Source organism: Arsenicibacter rosenii, from assembly GCF_001870735.1.
Taxonomy (GTDB): domain Bacteria; phylum Bacteroidota; class Bacteroidia; order Cytophagales; family Spirosomataceae; genus Arsenicibacter; species Arsenicibacter rosenii.
Map to the genome: position 1 here is coordinate 146248 of NZ_MORL01000001.1, position 14871 is coordinate 161118.

The following is a 14871-nucleotide window of genomic DNA, read 5'->3' on the forward strand; positions in this document are numbered from 1 at the left end:
ATAACCAGATTGCGGATTAAAGACAGGGTTTATTAAATAGCATTTTGACGGTAATTTTTTATATATAATCGAGCGTTACATAACTTTCTTTGCAATGGCCTTACTACATGAACAAATTTTACGCGACGTTATCCAGGGAGATCAGGTAGCCTTCGCCAGGTTATACAATCACTACCGGACACCGGCCCTGAAGTTTTGCACATCCATTCTGAAAGACGAAGAAGAAGCGGAAAATATGGTGCATGAAGTGTTCATTAAATTATGGGAACGACGGGCTCAGATCAATCCGGAGCTGAACTTTAATTCGTACCTGTTTACCTGCATGCGGAACATGGCCTTCGACTATCTCAAAAAGATGGAGAAAAACGAATGGCTGAAGCAGCAGTATATGGAGCGCATGGCCAATGCCCGTGAGGAAGATGCTGAAGTGCTTGAAACACAGCTGCAGCAATTACAGACCGCGGTCGGGTCTCTGTCTGTGAAGCGCCGGCAGATCCTGAAGATGACGGTAGAAGAAGGGATGTCGTACCAGGAAATTGCTGAAATGCTCAACATTTCGAAAAACACGGTAAAAAACCAGCTCGTTAAAGCCAAACAGTTTCTGCGGGAGAAGATGGATGTGGCTACGGTTGCCTCTATGATGATTGCCTGGCTGATCGGCTGACAACATGTCTGTGTGGTAAACTTTACTATAAAAAAAGTTAAGCCGCCAACATAGAAGCAGCATCCGGCGTTTTTGGGTTAACTTTGCGCCGATGAAGATTCTGATTAGTACCAATACACTACGCTCACTCATACCCACGATCCGTACGTCTGTAAGGCCGCGTACGCTGTCGTGGGTATTCCTATATCTTCTGATTGCTGTATATAGCCATACCCACGCCCAGATAACGGGAGGGCGGATCGGCAACGGCAACGGGTTTCCCGGGTTCACCGGAACACAGTCACAAACCGGCGTGTCCGGCTCAGGGTCCGGCGGCCGCGGTGGCATCGATGATTCTACCAAAGTGATTTACGGGCCTAAAACGACCCGCTACTTTCTGGAGACCGACATCTTCAACAACCGGAAAACGCTCTACCTGATCGATACGTCGCTGGCCGGTCATCATCAGTATAATTTTGTAAACCGCAACCAGAATCTGTATCAGGATTTAGGGAACCTCGGCACGGCCATGCGTCCGGTTTTTTATGAAGAACCGCAGCAGATCGGCGCCCAGAACGGTTTTTATGCGTATGCACCCTATGCGTTTCAGACGATGCAGGTAAAGTATTACGACACCAAATCGCCGTTTACGCGGATGTACTTTGTGTTAGGGGGCCGCAACCAGAACGTCCTGAATTTCGATTTCAGTCAGAACATTAATCCGCGCTGGAATGCCGGGTTTCAGGTCCAGCGGGTTACGTCCCGCAAACAGTTCGGGGTGAACCAGACCGTCGATCCGTCGAGCTTTCTGGCCCAGGGCTGGGCCTTTATCGGGCAGACGAGCTACCGGTCGAAAAACGACAAATACACCCTGCTGGCCCATTTCAACCACCTGAATCACGAGATTGAAGAACAGGGCGGCGTCCTGCCGCTCCGGAGCAGCGGGGGCGAATTGCTGGGATATACGTTCGACGGAGCCGCCAAACTCAAAAGCGCCAAGGGGTTTGATCGCCGGAATATGTGGCATATATACCAACAGTATATCATGGCACCGGGATTTCAGGTATATCACCGGCTGGATTACCAGCGCCATATCAACACGTTTTACGACACGGCACTGGCGAGCGATTCGACCCTGACTTCGTATTATCCGGCGGTGGTCCCTGCCTTATTCCCGGCGGCCCGCCGCGCGCAGCTCGACAGCGCCACGACGCATCAGGACATATTCTACCGGTTGCTGGAAAATAATTTTGGCCTGAAAGGCATTTATCAGGTTGGCAAATCGGCCTTTAATTACCGTGCCTACATGCGCCACCGGATTTACTCGCAGACGGGTGAATACAATCGCCTGGCCGTAAAAGGCGATTCGGTGTTTACCGGTACGTACCGCAACCCCACCCGCCTGATCGACCGGAATGAACTGTTTCTGGGTCTTTGGCTGGGTTATTATTTTCCGGACAGCCTGTCGCGTCTGACCGTCGAAGGCGAGTACCTGATTGGCCGCGACATCCGGTTGGAGGGGCAACTGGAAACCAAACTCTTTACGGCCGGCTACCGGAGCGTGTTTGCGTCGCCGACGTTATTGCAGCAACGCTTCGAAAGCAACAACCTGACCTGGTCGAATAATTTTGGTCTGCGCGGTACCCAGCACGCCTACGGGAAACTCAACCTGGCCTACCGGAAAATCCGCTTTCAGCCGGGGCTGGATTATTACCTGCTGAACAATTACATCTATTTCGACGAAAATGCCTTACCACGGCAGTTGAGCAGTGCGTTCAGTATCCTGCGCGCCGGTGTGGGGGCACAGGTCAGCGTCGGGAAATTCCAGGCATCGACGCAGGGGTATTACACCCTGGTTTCGCGAAACGATATTCTGCGCGCACCAAAACTGTTTGTTAACCTGCGGGCTAGTTATGACCTGCTGTTTGCCAAGGTGTTATATATTCAGACGGGCGTAGAGCTGCACTATAAATCAGGGTATTTCGCCGATACCTATATGCCGCTCACCCAGCAGTTTTACCTGCAGAACAAACGGCGGGTGGAGGGCTACGTCCTGGCCGATGTGTTTGCCAACTTCCGGATCAACCGGACACGGTTATTCGTGAAAATGTCGCACGTGAATCAGGACTTGCTGCAACCGGCCTATTTTGTCGGTGCCGACTACCTGGGCATGCGCCGCACTTTCGCCTTCGGCGTCGACTGGTATTTGTTTGATTAACAGGAGTGAATAATGTAAAATGAATAATGTAAAATGAATAATGTAAAATGAATAATGTAAAATGAATAATAATTAATGAAGTAGTTGCAGAACTGAACGATTAAAAATTAAGCATCGTCTGCTATTCATTCCATCAGACAGTACAGGATGTCATGGTGTGGTAGCCATTATACATTTTCCATTACTCATTATACATTAAAAAGAATGACAACGCTGGGCTTAGAACTGCCGACTGACCCGCGCTGGGTTAACATTGCCGGAATGAATATCGGCGAAATCCTGATTGATCATGCCTATTGTGAGCAGAAAGCTGCCTCGTCCTGTATTTCGCTCATCGTGCAGTATCCCGAAAAGGTGGAACTGGTAGAAGTGCTGACACCGGTAGTTGCCGAAGAATGGGGGCACTTCCAGCGGGTACTGAAGGAACTCAAAAAGCGGAATATTCCGTTAGGTCGTCAGCGGAAAGACCTGTACGTAAATGCTTTGCAGGCGCAGATGCGGTCGTCGAGCAACTACGACGAAAACCTGATGGAAAAGCTGCTGCTCAATGCGCTGATCGAAGCGCGGAGCTGCGAACGCTTTAAATTGCTGTCGGAGCAGATTGCCGATGACAGCCTGCGCAAATTTTACTATGACCTGATGGTGTCGGAAGCCGGTCATTATCGTAACTTTATTGAACTGGCCGAGGCGTATATGCCCGCCGGGGTAGTACGAAAGCGCTGGAAAGAAATCCTCGAACTCGAAGCCGGCATTATGGCAACGCTGGAGGTTCGGGGCGACCGGATGCACTAACCTTATTGCATGAATTTTCTTGAACAAACTGCCCGCACGATCTACGCGAACCACGGGCCGCGGCTGGATGACGTGTGGGTTATATTGCCGACCCGACGGGCGGTTACGGTTTTTTTAGAGTACCTGGCCACGCAAAGTGAACGCCCGTTTCTGGCGCCCCATACCCTGGCCATCGACGATTTTATTATGCAGGCGGCCGGCGTGCAGCTTATCGACCCGGTCAGTCTTTTGTTTGAACTGTACGAGGTGTTCCGCGAGATTGATGAACACCTCGATTTTGAACCTTTCATTGGCTGGGCGTCAGTACTGCTCGCCGACTTTGACCGGATCGATCAGTATCTGGTAAAACCGTCTTACCTGTTTGATTACCTGACGGCGGCCAAAGCGCTCGAACGCTGGCAGGCCAGTATTCCGGAAGGAGCCACCATTACCGAAACAACCGGAACGGCCCGCTACTTTCAGCTTTTTGAAAACCTGCATGCGGCCTACCAATCCCTGCACGCCCGGCTGGATACACAGGGGCTGGTGTATCGGGGCATGGGCTACCGGCGGCTGGCCGAACAGGTTGAAACGCTGGTGCGTGACAATATGGCTTATGAGAAGCTGTATTTCGTCGGGTTCAATGCCCTGAGCCGTGCGGAGGAACAGATAATAAAAGTACTCCTCGAAGCCAAAAAAGCGGAGTTGTTCTGGGATGCCGATGTGTATTACATGAACGACTGGGGGCAGGAAGCCGGTGAGTTTCTGCGACGCTACCGCGAAAGCGGCTGGCTCTTTAACCGCGACAACCGCGAGCAGATCGGGAATGACCTGCTCGGAACCCCCAAAAACATACAGATTATCGGCGTCCCGACGGCCAGTATGCAGGCTAAGGTAGCCGGTGAGCTGTGTAAGGGCGGAGGGCAGGGGGGAGACGATGTCGCTCCGGACTCTGTGCTCTCCGCTCCGGGCTCTCCGCCTTCCCGCGCCAAAACTGCCATTGTACTGGCTGACGAGACCTTGCTGGTACCGGTGTTGTATGCGCTCGACGAGTCTGTGACGGACCTGAACGTGACCATGGGATTGTCGCTCCGGAATTCTCTGTTATTTACGCTCATCGACGGATTGTTTGAGATGCAGCGGACGGTGCATGAGTTCCGGACGCGCGACGGGCGTGACCTGCGTATTCCGAAATTTCACCACAAGCATGTCATCAAGATTCTGAATCACCCGTTTGTACGGCAATATGAACGCATTCGGGGGCTGATGTCGCCCGACGAGGTGAATGAACTGCCTAAGCCCTTGTTTTCGTGGCTCGTTGAGAAAATCGTGAACGAACAGCGGGCGTATCTGACCGAAGCCGAAATGCGCGAGCTCGGGCAGCACGATCCGTTGGTCAGTGTGTTGTTTACGCGCTGGCCAAACGAACATCCCCGTCGGGTCATTGAACTGCTCTACGACCTGATCGATCAGTTGCGGGCAGTTTACCGCGAAACGCAGGACGCTATTGAGATTGAATACCTGTATCTGTTCTACACCCTGTTGAAACAGCTGGAAACCACGCTGGAGCGCGAGCAGGGGAAAGAAGGCGCCATGCAGGTAACCTTGCGCAGTTTCCGGCAATTCCTCTACGAGCTGATCCGGCAGACGACCATTCCGTTTACGAGTGAGGGAAACAGCCATATTCAGGTCATGGGTATGCTTGAGACACGGGGCCTTGATTTCGACCGGGTAATTATTCTGTCGGCCAACGAAGGGATTCTGCCGCAGACACGTAAACTGAACTCGTTGATTCCGTTTGATATCAGTACGGCACCGGATATCAGGCTGCCGACCTATCGGGAGCAGGAAGCCGTGATGGCCTACCACTTTTACCGGTTGCTGCAGCGGGCCAAAGACATTACCCTGCTCTACACTACCTCGCCCGACGCCTACGGTATGGGCAAAGGGGAGAAAAGCCGTTACATCCGGCAGCTGGAATATGAGCTGATTCCGAAGTCGGGTCAGATCAACTTGAGTTATCCGGTTGTCCGGATCGGGAAGTCTTACGACCGGCCGCCGATCAATACAGACTGGCAGATTGCTAAAACCGGCAAGGTGATGGAGTCACTGCTCCGGAATCTGACCGAAAAAGGACTTTATCCAACGGCCCTGAACCAGTTTGTCGACTGTACGCTGAAATACTATTTTGCCCGGGTGGTGGGCGTCGGTGAAGAAGACGATCTGGAGGAAAAAATGGGGGTAGCCGAATTTGGCAGCTGGCTGCACCTTGCCCTCGAAACCCTGGATAAGGATTTCCGGATGCTGAACAAGCCGGTCAACGAAGACATTGTGCAGGAGGTGCTCGAAACAACCTTTAAAGAGGTGATGCAGGGGCGGGTGATGGAATCGGGCCTGAACCTGCTGATGTACCAGACAGCGCAGGAACTGATGCTGAATTTCCAACGCCGGCAGGCCGGGCTGACCGGACTGGAGGTCTTGGGTACTGAACAGAAACTGGAGACCACGATTGAGGTGCCGCTACCGGCCGGTCCGATCCGGGTGAAAATTGCCGGTAAGATTGACCGGATCGAAAAGTATAACGGCCAGATCCGGATTGTGGATTACAAGACGGGGACCGTTAAGCTGCCGGGAGACCGGGCAATGGATCAGGCGGCCGAAAAACTACCCGTTGAGACCGGCTCTGACTGGGGCAAGGCGAGGCAGCTCTGGCTGTACAAATACCTGTATCTGAAGAGCGACCTGAACCGGGACAATTTACCGGTAACCGCCGGTTTTTATTCGTTCCGGGACAAAGACGGGGCCTTAAAAACCAACACCGTCCGGTTTTCGGAGGAAGATACACCGGAAGCCTACGTACAGGCATCGGAAGCCGTACTGGCTGGTCTGATTCAGAAAATCCTGGATCCGGAACAACCTTTTGTCCGGACCAGCGACCTGAAGACCTGCGCTTTCTGTTCATACAAACGCATTTGCGGCCGTGAATAAAAGCTGTTCCGGATGTTATCATCCGGAACAACCTGACTGCGGATTTGTAATCCGCAACCCTCATCGCAAACTTTTAATAAACCCTGCAATCGCCGGGACTAATCCCGTTGTCAGCGGCAAAGACGGGTCTTTATAGGTTTTCATGTTTGCCGCCTGATCGTCGCTTTCCGTGTCTTTGAGCATATGAGTCATGCGGTCGAAATAAGCGGTAGCGGCATTCGGGCGTGCTGTAGTAAGGGTTTCTGCGTCAAGCATCTGCACCTGTAAATCCCGTTTACCCAGGATAACCAGTACCGGAGCCTTGATTTTATTAATTTCAACGGCAGGGTCATATTTCATCCACGACATCATGTAAGGCTGCACACTCGGGCGGAACAAACTCATCAGCATAATGGGTGGTTTTTTAACAAACTGCCCGTTCCGGAGCGAGTCTAAGTCTTTGTACGCCGTTTGCCGCATCTCATCGGGCAATGTTTTCAACTGCTCCTTCAGTGTCTCGGCAATATTGCGGCCCAGACCCGCAATCGAAATAAACCCGTCGGCATTGGTCTGATGAGCTGCTATCATACCTACCAGGGAACCTTCGCTGTGTCCGGCAATGATGATCTTCGAAAAGCGGTTGTCGGCTTTCAACTGCTTCACCCACCCTTCGGCATCATGGATCGCATCGTCAAACGTCCAGTTTTCTTCCTTAAACTTGCTCATATCGGCGGGGAAACTTTTACCAGCCCCCCGCTTGTCGTAGCGAAGAACGGCCACGCCACGGTTATTCAGGCTGTCGGCCAGCAGTTTATAGGTGTCGCCGCTAACGCCGAGTTTGCTGTTTCCGTCACGGTCAGTCGGGCCCGAACCGGCAATAATCAGGACAACCGGTACTTTCTGCGTTACGTTGGCGGGGAGGCTCAGGGTGCCTTCCATCGTTACATCGGCCCGGGTTTGCTGTACGGTTTGGCTAATAGCAGTCTGTGCGAAAACACGGCTGACAGACAGTACGATAGCAAGGGCGGTAATGGCGAGTGAGTTCATGTTATTGCTGGTTAGTTGATTGCTGACGATAAAGAACGAACGAGTACAGGGCTGAACCAAACGCAAGGCCCAACGTGATTGTGAGCAGAACGGCTGTTTTCCATACGGTTGGTACCAGAAAGACCAGAAGCACACAAAGCAACCCGCCCGCAACCCAGTAAGGAGCTGATTTCTGATGCGTTTTGCGCCAGACAAATTCGCTGTTGAGCGTCCACGGCGTACGGATACCGACAAAGTAATTTGGCCGGACACTGTACATGAAGTTGCCGATGCTGGCAATCATCAGCCCAACCGAAGCCAGTAAGAAGCTCAGAAACGTATCCGACTGAGCACCGTGTGCGGTATTGTACCACAGCAGAAACAGAAGTAAGCTCCAGCAAGCGGCAATGGCCACCCGCAGTTTCCGGTAGTTAGAGGTGTTGAGCTGCTGTTTCGGGTCAATGTCGGGGATATACCGGAACAGGAAATACAGGAAGGCGGTGATGCCGCCGAAAAGCAGAACGAGGCCGTATTTCGGGCCGTAATCATCGGGGATTCCTTCGGCATTGTAATGGAACGGCACGCGCTCCGGCAGGTTGTTGTAGAGCGTACCGAGATAAATAAACGGGGCGACCATGAGAATCAGGATCAGCCATTCGTGTGAGCGGGTAATTGTTTTCATGGTATTGTTGGTTACTTGTTTGGCGTTGACTTAAAACCGATGAGCCAGCCGAGCAGCTCATCCAGCACGGTTGTGTTGAGGGTATAGCGAATGAACTGTCCTTCTTTGGTGGCTTCCACCAGACCTGCCTGTTTGAGCAGATCGAGGTGATGGGAGATGCTGGGTTTCGTCATGTCGAACCGGTCAGCAATGTCGCCCGCCGTCAGATCCCCTTCGCGCAACAGGTCGAGAATCTGCCTGCGGGTCGGGTCGTTAAGGGCTTTGAAGAGCGCATTCATATAGATTTGTTAGATATTTAGACAAATGTCTAAATGATTAAGGGCTTCTCCAAACTCCCTGCCGTAAAACGTGATGAATGGATGATCGGCAGGATGAGGGGAAATTTTGGTTCTGGTGGTTGCTGTGTTACAGCCAGCCATCCGGAATCCAGCAACCCGGAACTCAGAACCCGGAATCCAGATAAAAAACTAAAGCCGGTCCATCAGCGCCTGTTGCTGTTGTTTCATTTCTTCGAGCAGCTGGCTCATGGCTTCCAGTTTTTCGTTCAGGGTACGCACTTCAATCTCGGCTTTGAGGTTGACTAAGTAGTCGTTCTGGGCGCGTTGCCGGTCTTTGGTTTCCTGCCGGTTCTGGCTCATCATAATGACGGGAGCTTGCAGCGCGGCCAGGCAGGAAAGCATCAGATTCAGTAAAATATACGGATACGGGTCAAAGGCCTGTTTGTATAAAATGAAGGAATTCAGGGCAATCCACCCGAAAATGATGAGGGCAAACGTGATAATAAAGGTCCAGCTGCCGCCAAAGTCGGCCACTTTGTCGGCTAATCGCTCACCAAAGGTCAACGGGGTGTTATCGTCTTCAATCGAAACAGATATGAGGGTTGACTCTTCAATAGAGGCCCGGACTTTGGGGTGTATGGACTGTTGATGCTTTTTCATTGGCTATGCTTAAAATCGGCTACAAATTAGAATTTTGTCGGATGTTTTCGGCGGGAGAACCGGATGAACGAGGCAATTTGCGAATTTTACAGCCTAATTCGGAATGATTGTATGCGTAACAGGATAGAAAACCCGCAGCTATTGGCGTGGGTACATCAGCAATTGAAAAACCGGAAGGGGCAGGCCGGCTGGATTGATGAACTGGTATCGGCTTTAACTGATCTGACCCGCCAAAAGGAGTTGATGGCCGGGCCGGTCGCTAATGCCCATGTGCTCGTGTTTGCCGGGGACCATGGCTGGAAACAGGAAACGGACCCGACAACAAGCTATCGGTTGATTCAACAACTGATAGGTGACGACAACCATGTTTTTGACCAGTATCGCCGGAACGGCCTGACATTGCTGCTGTGTGATGTGGGCGTGCAGGGGACATTTGCCGAAAATACGCCCGTATTTGTGAAATTTAAAGTCCGGCCGGCTACAAACGACATCCGCGAGGCGGCGGCAATGGAATTATTCGAGTGCGAGGCCGCCATGGATGCAGGCCGGACGCTGGTAAACGGAGTCGCCTACCGCGACTGCAATACCGTTGGCTTCGGCACCCTCGGGGCCGGTAGCGGGTTGCCCGCGGGTTTATTGATCCATCAGCTGACCGGAATTCCATTGGCTGCGTGTTTGCCGGAGGAGATCACGCCTGCCGAAGCGGAGGCAATTCTGTCGCGGGCTGAAGCCGGCACGGCCGACGAACTACTGGCCCAAACCGGTGGTCTGGAAATTGCCGCTGTAGCGGGTGGTTTGTTACAGGCCGCTGAAAACGAAATGCACGTACTCCTGACCGGAAATACGTGCATCGTGGCAGCCTTTCTGCTGGCCTGTGCTACCAACCCTGCGGTTGCAGAGCGGTATCTTTTATGAGCTAAAAAGGCAGTTTGCCAAGATCGACGTTACCGCCGGTCAGGATAATGCCTACTTTCTGTCCGGTAAACTGGTCTGCGTGCTTCATCACGGCCGCAAACGGAACGGCGCATGACGGTTCAATCACAATCTTCATGCGCTCCCAGATCAGCCGCATTGCCCCGATGATTTCAGGATCCGAAACCGTCAGGATATCGGATACGTGCTGGCGGATGATGGCCAAAGTCCGTGGGCTGAGCGTGGTCATTAACCCGTCGGCAATGGTATTGATGTAGGGTGCTTTTTCAACCACCCCCGACCGGAACGACAGGATGGCATCGGCCGCACCTTCGGGCTCTCCGGCCATAACGCGGGTTTGGGGCGAAAAATAATGAGCCGACAGGGCTGTACCACTCAGTAACCCCCCGCCACCGACCGGCGCCAGAATCACGTCAAAGGGCTTATCCTGGCCATAATCTTCCATCAGTTCTTTAGCAGACGTAGCCTGGCCGGCAATAACCCGGTCATCGTCGAACGGATGAATCATGGCCGCGCCGGTACGTTCGATGACCTCCTGCACGCCGGCCTCCCGGGCGTCGAGCGTTGGCTCACATTCGATCACATCGGCACCGTATCCGCGAACGGCGTCCTTTTTGACCTGCGGTGCTGTGCGGGGCATCACAATGTAGGCTTTCGTACCGACCTGACGTGCGGCATAGGCAATGGCCTGGGCGTGGTTGCCTGAGGAGTGGGTCGTAACACCGTTCGCCAGTTCGTCCGGCGAGAGTTGCAGCACCGCATTCAGGCCACCGCGTGCCTTGAAGGCCCCGATTTTCTGGAAGTTCTCACACTTGAAATACAGCGCTGCCCCGATCCGCTGATTAATCGTCTGATTGGTCAGTACCGGTGTCCGGTGAATATGCGGCCGGATCCGGTCGTGTGCTTCCTCAATGGTCGACTGGAAAATCATAGGCTAAAAATTATAGCGAAGCCCAACCCCCGACTGCACGTTCAGAAAAAGCGGTGCGGGCAGCACCTCGACGTACAGGCCGGTTTCGATAAAGACCGAATAAGGTTTGTTGGGCACAAAATACTCAGCACCGGCAACGGCAGAACCGCCGAGCGAGAAGCCGCTTTCGTATTCGTTAATGGCTTGTAAGCGTTGCGGGTAATAGCGCCGTGAATTGATCTGACCCCCGATGCCGTAGTAGCCGCGTAATTCGTCCTTGCCAAACAGGCGGTTATGCCATATGTAGTTACCCTGAACGGTCAGGCCGACGCTCCGGTACACGCCACGGCGATAGTCGCGCTTGTTGCCGTACAGGCCGCCATAGGTACCGATGTTCAGGTCAAATGCCTTATTATCACCAAAGTATTTGCGGATATTTACGCCCGCCGGTTCTCCGATCCGGAAGCCTGCTGCCCAGTTGTTGTATTGGGCTTGTGCCCGCTGCGAAAAGGCGGTGCCGAGGATCACGAGGGCACCCAAAGCCAATTTTCTAAACATATGTGTAGTTGCTGACGGTAATTAACGTTTAAAACGTAGTGGCCATTGAGACACGGTACTGTTTCAACGTATCAATTAATCGGTTATTTTCCTCCGCCGTACCAACGGTGATGCGCAGACAGTCATCGCACAGGATGACGCGGGACCGGTCACGGACAATTACCTGATGATCAATCAGATAATCGAACACGGCCTTTGCCTCATCAAACCTTACCAGCAGAAAGTTAGCATCGGATGGATAAATCCGGCGGACGATTGGCAAAGTAAGAAGTTTTTCGTGTAAGTCCGTCCGTTCGTGCAGAATCTTCGCCACCATCCGGTCCTTGGCGGGTTCCAGCTGCAGGGCGTCGAGGGCCAGCTGCTGGGTCGGGGCGGCAATGTTGTACGGTGGCTTAATCTTGTTCAGCACACGGATAATTTCTTCGGACGCAAAGCACATGCCCAGCCGGAGCGCTGCCAGTCCCCAGGCCTTCGAAAAGGTTTGCAGTACGACCAGATTCGGGTACTGATCCAGGCGAGATACCCATGAGGTGCCGGCTTCAGCAAAGTCAATATAAGCTTCATCGACCACCACCAGGCAATCCGCTGCCGTCTCCAGCACGGTCCGGATCGCCTCCTGACTCAGCAAATTACCCGACGGATTGTTCGGCGAGCAGAACCAGATAATTTTCGGCTTTTTGGCTGCAATAGCGGCCAGAACCGCCGGTGTGTCTACCTGGAAATCCGGCGTAAGCGGGACTTTGGTTAAGGCAATATCATTGATGGCGGCAGATACTTCGTACATGCCGTAGGTGGGCGGCATCGTCAGCATGGTGTCAACACCGGGGCGGCAGGTGGCGCGGACCAGCAGATCAATAGGTTCATCGGAGCCATTGCCCAGAAAAATCTGTGTGGGCCGGACCTGTTTAATCGGAGCCAGCCGCTCTTTAATCGCCGATTGATAGGGATCGGGGTAGCGGTTGAACGTAGTGAGGGCGTTGTTGCCGCTCAGGACCGGCCCGAACGGGTTTTCGTTGGCATCCAGAAATACGCCTTCCTTTCCCGTATATTCGTCACGGGCTGAGGAGTAGGGTGTTATGTTCAGGATGTGTGGACGAAGAATATCAGCAAGATTAAAAGGACGCATATTGTTACTGGTTAATCATTCAGTTATTGGAAAGGATCGGCCGGCTCAGGACCAGCATACCCCGTAATTCAGGTTTCATGACAGCAAAGGTCAGTCGTTCAGCACCGACGACGGTGAAGCCATTCTGCCGGTAAAAGTGCAGGGCGGCTTCGCTGCTATCCATGGCTTTGAGCCAGACACAGGCTTTGTTCAGTTCCTGCGCCAGCCGTACCACAAAATCAACGGCAAAGCGGCCGAGACCCTTGCCGGTAGCCGAGGCCAGAAAATAAATCCGTTCGAGTTCCAGCGCCGACAAATCCGGGGCGGTTGGCAGGGTTTTGTCAAGGTTGATTTTCAGGAATCCGACCGGCTGACCGGCATCCCTGATAAAGTAGAAGCGGCTGTTTGGATCGGCAAGCTCAGCCGCCAGCTGACCCGTGTTAAAACAACGGTTCATATACCACTCACCGCCGTCCAGCCACAGATGCAGGTAATGATCCTGATAGGCCCGCAGCGCCAGGCCGGCCAGTGCTTCGGTGTCTGCCAGACCGAGCAGATCGATGGTCAGTTCATTTTTCAAAAGATTGGTAGCGCTCATAATCGAATGCCAGGTCTTTTTCTGCAATTGGTTTATTACGTATGGGCCGGAAAAACATGGTAAACCTGCTGCATCCGCTCGATAATCTGCCGGGCTTTTCCGGTTGCCTGCCGGGCATCGGTCGTCAGGCAAACGTGCGCGAGCAACGCAATCAATAATCGTTTTTTCATGTCTGTATCGGAGTGGGAAAATGAAAACGCCCCGCCTGAGAATTTAGACGGGGCGTTGGCAATTATAGCTCGTCTAAGGCTTTTAATCGGATGCTGACGGCCCGTTTATGGGCATCCAGCGACTCGGCTTCGGCCATCGCTTCGACCACCGGCCCCAGCCTGCGCAGGCCTTCCGGGGTAATTGACTGAACGGTGATTTTCTTCACAAAACTATCCAGCGATACGCCGCTGTAAGCGCGGGCAAAGCCGTTGGTTGGCAGGGTATGGTTGGTGCCCGATGCATAATCACCGGCTGATTCCGGTGTATAGTTCCCAAGGAAAATAGAACCCGCATTGATGATTTTTTCAGCAATAGCTTCAGCATCGGCCACGCTCAGAATCAGGTGTTCTGCCGCATACTGGTTCAGCAGGTCAATGGCTTCGTCCTGCGTCTCTACCAGAATGGCCTTGCTGTTCTGGATTGCCTGAGCGGCCAGGTCACGGCGTGGCAACCGGTCGAGTTGAGTCGACAGTGCCAGGTTGACGCTGCTCAGCAGTTTTTTCGAGGTGGTCACCAGCAGCACCTGGCTGTCGGCGCCGTGTTCGGCCTGCGACAGTAAGTCGGCGACGACAAAAGCCGGGATGGCGGTGTCGTCGGCGTAAACGGCTACTTCCGACGGGCCCGCCGGCATATCGATGGCCATGCCCTCTTTGGCTACCAGCATTTTGGCCGCCGTCACGTATTGGTTACCCGGTCCGAAAATCTTATATACCTGCGGGATCGTTTTCGTGCCGTAGGCCATGGCTGCAATTGCCTGAGCGCCTCCGACGCGGAAGACTTTGGTAATGCCAACCAGTTGGGCGGCAAAATAGATTGCCGGGTGATTACCGGGCGTACACAGGACCACTTCGCGGCAACCCGCCAGCTGCGCCGGTACCCCCAGCATCAGTACGGTGCTGAACAGGGGCGCTGTGCCGCCGGGGATATATAACCCGACTTTTTCGATACCGACGCTCCGGCGCCAGCACGTTACGCCCGGCATCGTTTCAATTTTTTCGACGGATTGTTTCTGGGCCGCGTGAAAGGTCCGGATGTTGGCATAGGCCTGCCGGATCGCTGCTTTCAGTTCATCGCTCAGCTGCGCTTCGGCCGCTGCCAGTTCTTCGGCCGTGACCTGAATACCGGTTGCGGTCAGATCGACCCGATCAAACCGTTTGGCGAGCTCAATCAGGGCTGCATCGCCTCCGGCTTTCACCTGCGCCAGAATCGGAGCCACGGCGGTTTCGATCTGCGCCGACGACTGCACCGGACGCGCCAGTAAAGCAGGCCATTCGCTCCGGTCCGGAAAAGGAATAAGTTGCATAACGGCTGC

At 53.4% G+C, this 14871-nt stretch carries 15 protein-coding genes; 5 read left to right on the forward strand and 10 right to left on the reverse strand.

Annotated features, from left to right (window positions below):
• Positions 1–94: 94 nt before the first annotated feature.
• The 4 genes from BLX24_RS00470 (at position 95) to BLX24_RS00485 (ending at position 6620) form a co-directional block, all read left to right on the forward strand.
• Positions 95–664: an RNA polymerase sigma factor gene (locus BLX24_RS00470; RefSeq protein ID WP_071501131.1), complete on the forward strand. Its 570-nt coding sequence runs from the start codon at positions 95–97 to the stop codon at positions 662–664.
• A gap of 91 nt (positions 665–755) precedes the next feature.
• Positions 756–2861, forward strand: coding sequence for a putative porin (locus BLX24_RS00475; RefSeq protein WP_083421727.1), 2106 nt, complete (start codon positions 756–758; stop codon positions 2859–2861).
• A 204-nt stretch (positions 2862–3065) separates the two neighbouring features.
• Positions 3066–3653 (forward strand): MiaE family protein, encoded by a 588-nt coding sequence (locus BLX24_RS00480; protein WP_071501132.1) that lies wholly within the window; start codon positions 3066–3068, stop codon positions 3651–3653.
• A gap of 9 nt (positions 3654–3662) precedes the next feature.
• Positions 3663–6620: a PD-(D/E)XK nuclease family protein gene (locus BLX24_RS00485; protein WP_071501133.1), complete on the forward strand. Its 2958-nt coding sequence runs from the start codon at positions 3663–3665 to the stop codon at positions 6618–6620.
• A 60-nt stretch (positions 6621–6680) separates the two neighbouring features.
• On the opposite strand, the gene BLX24_RS00490 is transcribed toward BLX24_RS00485, so the two are convergent.
• The 4 genes from BLX24_RS00490 to BLX24_RS00505 form a co-directional block, all read right to left on the reverse strand.
• Entirely contained in the window at positions 6681–7646 is a 966-nt protein-coding gene (locus tag BLX24_RS00490) for an alpha/beta hydrolase family protein (RefSeq protein WP_071501134.1), read from the reverse strand.
• Position 7647: 1 nt separating this feature from the next.
• On the reverse strand, positions 7648–8307 hold the full coding sequence (locus BLX24_RS00495) for an SdpI family protein (protein WP_071501135.1): 660 nt from the start codon (positions 8305–8307) through the stop codon (positions 7648–7650).
• Between the two features lie 11 nt (positions 8308–8318).
• Positions 8319–8585, reverse strand: coding sequence for an autorepressor SdpR family transcription factor (locus BLX24_RS00500; protein WP_071501136.1), 267 nt, complete (start codon positions 8583–8585; stop codon positions 8319–8321).
• A gap of 189 nt (positions 8586–8774) precedes the next feature.
• Positions 8775–9245: a DUF1003 domain-containing protein gene (locus tag BLX24_RS00505; protein ID WP_071501137.1), complete on the reverse strand. Its 471-nt coding sequence runs from the start codon at positions 9243–9245 to the stop codon at positions 8775–8777.
• A 111-nt stretch (positions 9246–9356) separates the two neighbouring features.
• Here BLX24_RS00505 and BLX24_RS00510 point away from each other — a divergent pair, with 111 nt between their 5' ends.
• Positions 9357–10160: a nicotinate-nucleotide--dimethylbenzimidazole phosphoribosyltransferase gene (locus BLX24_RS00510; RefSeq protein ID WP_177225749.1), complete on the forward strand. Its 804-nt coding sequence runs from the start codon at positions 9357–9359 to the stop codon at positions 10158–10160.
• Between the two features lies 1 nt (position 10161).
• Here the strand turns inward: BLX24_RS00510 and BLX24_RS00515 are convergent, their stop codons facing one another.
• From BLX24_RS00515 to hisD, 6 genes are all read right to left on the reverse strand, one after another.
• Positions 10162–11109: a threonine ammonia-lyase gene (locus BLX24_RS00515; protein ID WP_071501139.1), complete on the reverse strand. Its 948-nt coding sequence runs from the start codon at positions 11107–11109 to the stop codon at positions 10162–10164.
• A 3-nt stretch (positions 11110–11112) separates the two neighbouring features.
• The gene (locus tag BLX24_RS00520; RefSeq protein WP_071501140.1) at positions 11113–11646 is read right to left on the reverse strand and encodes a hypothetical protein; all 534 of its coding nucleotides are present in this window, start codon (positions 11644–11646) and stop codon (positions 11113–11115) included.
• Positions 11647–11674: 28 nt separating this feature from the next.
• Positions 11675–12772 carry a histidinol-phosphate transaminase gene (gene hisC, locus BLX24_RS00525; protein WP_071501141.1) on the reverse strand — a complete coding sequence of 366 codons (1098 nt, stop codon included), beginning with the start codon at positions 12770–12772 and terminating at the stop codon, positions 11675–11677.
• A 19-nt stretch (positions 12773–12791) separates the two neighbouring features.
• Positions 12792–13349, reverse strand: coding sequence for a GNAT family N-acetyltransferase (locus tag BLX24_RS00530; protein ID WP_071501744.1), 558 nt, complete (start codon positions 13347–13349; stop codon positions 12792–12794).
• A 35-nt stretch (positions 13350–13384) separates the two neighbouring features.
• Positions 13385–13519: a hypothetical protein gene (locus BLX24_RS33805; RefSeq protein ID WP_262482973.1), complete on the reverse strand. Its 135-nt coding sequence runs from the start codon at positions 13517–13519 to the stop codon at positions 13385–13387.
• A 62-nt stretch (positions 13520–13581) separates the two neighbouring features.
• Positions 13582–14862, reverse strand: a complete 1281-nt coding sequence (gene hisD / locus BLX24_RS00535; protein ID WP_071501142.1) for a histidinol dehydrogenase — start codon at positions 14860–14862, stop codon at positions 13582–13584.
• Positions 14863–14871: the final 9 nt, after the last annotated feature.

What these genes read in the sequence shown, in the direction of transcription:
- BLX24_RS00470 (WP_071501131.1), top strand. Translation starts at nt 95, where the DNA reads ATGGCCTTACTACATGAACAAATTTTACGCGACGTTATCCAGGGAGAT.
- BLX24_RS00475 (WP_083421727.1), top strand. Translation starts at nt 756, where the DNA reads ATGAAGATTCTGATTAGTACCAATACACTACGCTCACTCATACCCACG.
- BLX24_RS00480 (WP_071501132.1), top strand. Translation starts at nt 3,066, where the DNA reads ATGACAACGCTGGGCTTAGAACTGCCGACTGACCCGCGCTGGGTTAAC.
- BLX24_RS00485 (WP_071501133.1), top strand. Translation starts at nt 3,663, where the DNA reads ATGAATTTTCTTGAACAAACTGCCCGCACGATCTACGCGAACCACGGG.
- BLX24_RS00490 (WP_071501134.1), bottom strand. Translation starts at nt 7,646, where the DNA reads ATGAACTCACTCGCCATTACCGCCCTTGCTATCGTACTGTCTGTCAGC.
- BLX24_RS00495 (WP_071501135.1), bottom strand. Translation starts at nt 8,307, where the DNA reads ATGAAAACAATTACCCGCTCACACGAATGGCTGATCCTGATTCTCATG.
- BLX24_RS00500 (WP_071501136.1), bottom strand. Translation starts at nt 8,585, where the DNA reads ATGAATGCGCTCTTCAAAGCCCTTAACGACCCGACCCGCAGGCAGATT.
- BLX24_RS00505 (WP_071501137.1), bottom strand. Translation starts at nt 9,245, where the DNA reads ATGAAAAAGCATCAACAGTCCATACACCCCAAAGTCCGGGCCTCTATT.
- BLX24_RS00510 (WP_177225749.1), top strand. Translation starts at nt 9,357, where the DNA reads ATGCGTAACAGGATAGAAAACCCGCAGCTATTGGCGTGGGTACATCAG.
- BLX24_RS00515 (WP_071501139.1), bottom strand. Translation starts at nt 11,109, where the DNA reads ATGATTTTCCAGTCGACCATTGAGGAAGCACACGACCGGATCCGGCCG.
- BLX24_RS00520 (WP_071501140.1), bottom strand. Translation starts at nt 11,646, where the DNA reads ATGTTTAGAAAATTGGCTTTGGGTGCCCTCGTGATCCTCGGCACCGCC.
- hisC (WP_071501141.1), bottom strand. Translation starts at nt 12,772, where the DNA reads ATGCGTCCTTTTAATCTTGCTGATATTCTTCGTCCACACATCCTGAAC.
- BLX24_RS00530 (WP_071501744.1), bottom strand. Translation starts at nt 13,349, where the DNA reads ATGAGCGCTACCAATCTTTTGAAAAATGAACTGACCATCGATCTGCTC.
- BLX24_RS33805 (WP_262482973.1), bottom strand. Translation starts at nt 13,519, where the DNA reads ATGAAAAAACGATTATTGATTGCGTTGCTCGCGCACGTTTGCCTGACG.
- hisD (WP_071501142.1), bottom strand. Translation starts at nt 14,862, where the DNA reads ATGCAACTTATTCCTTTTCCGGACCGGAGCGAATGGCCTGCTTTACTG.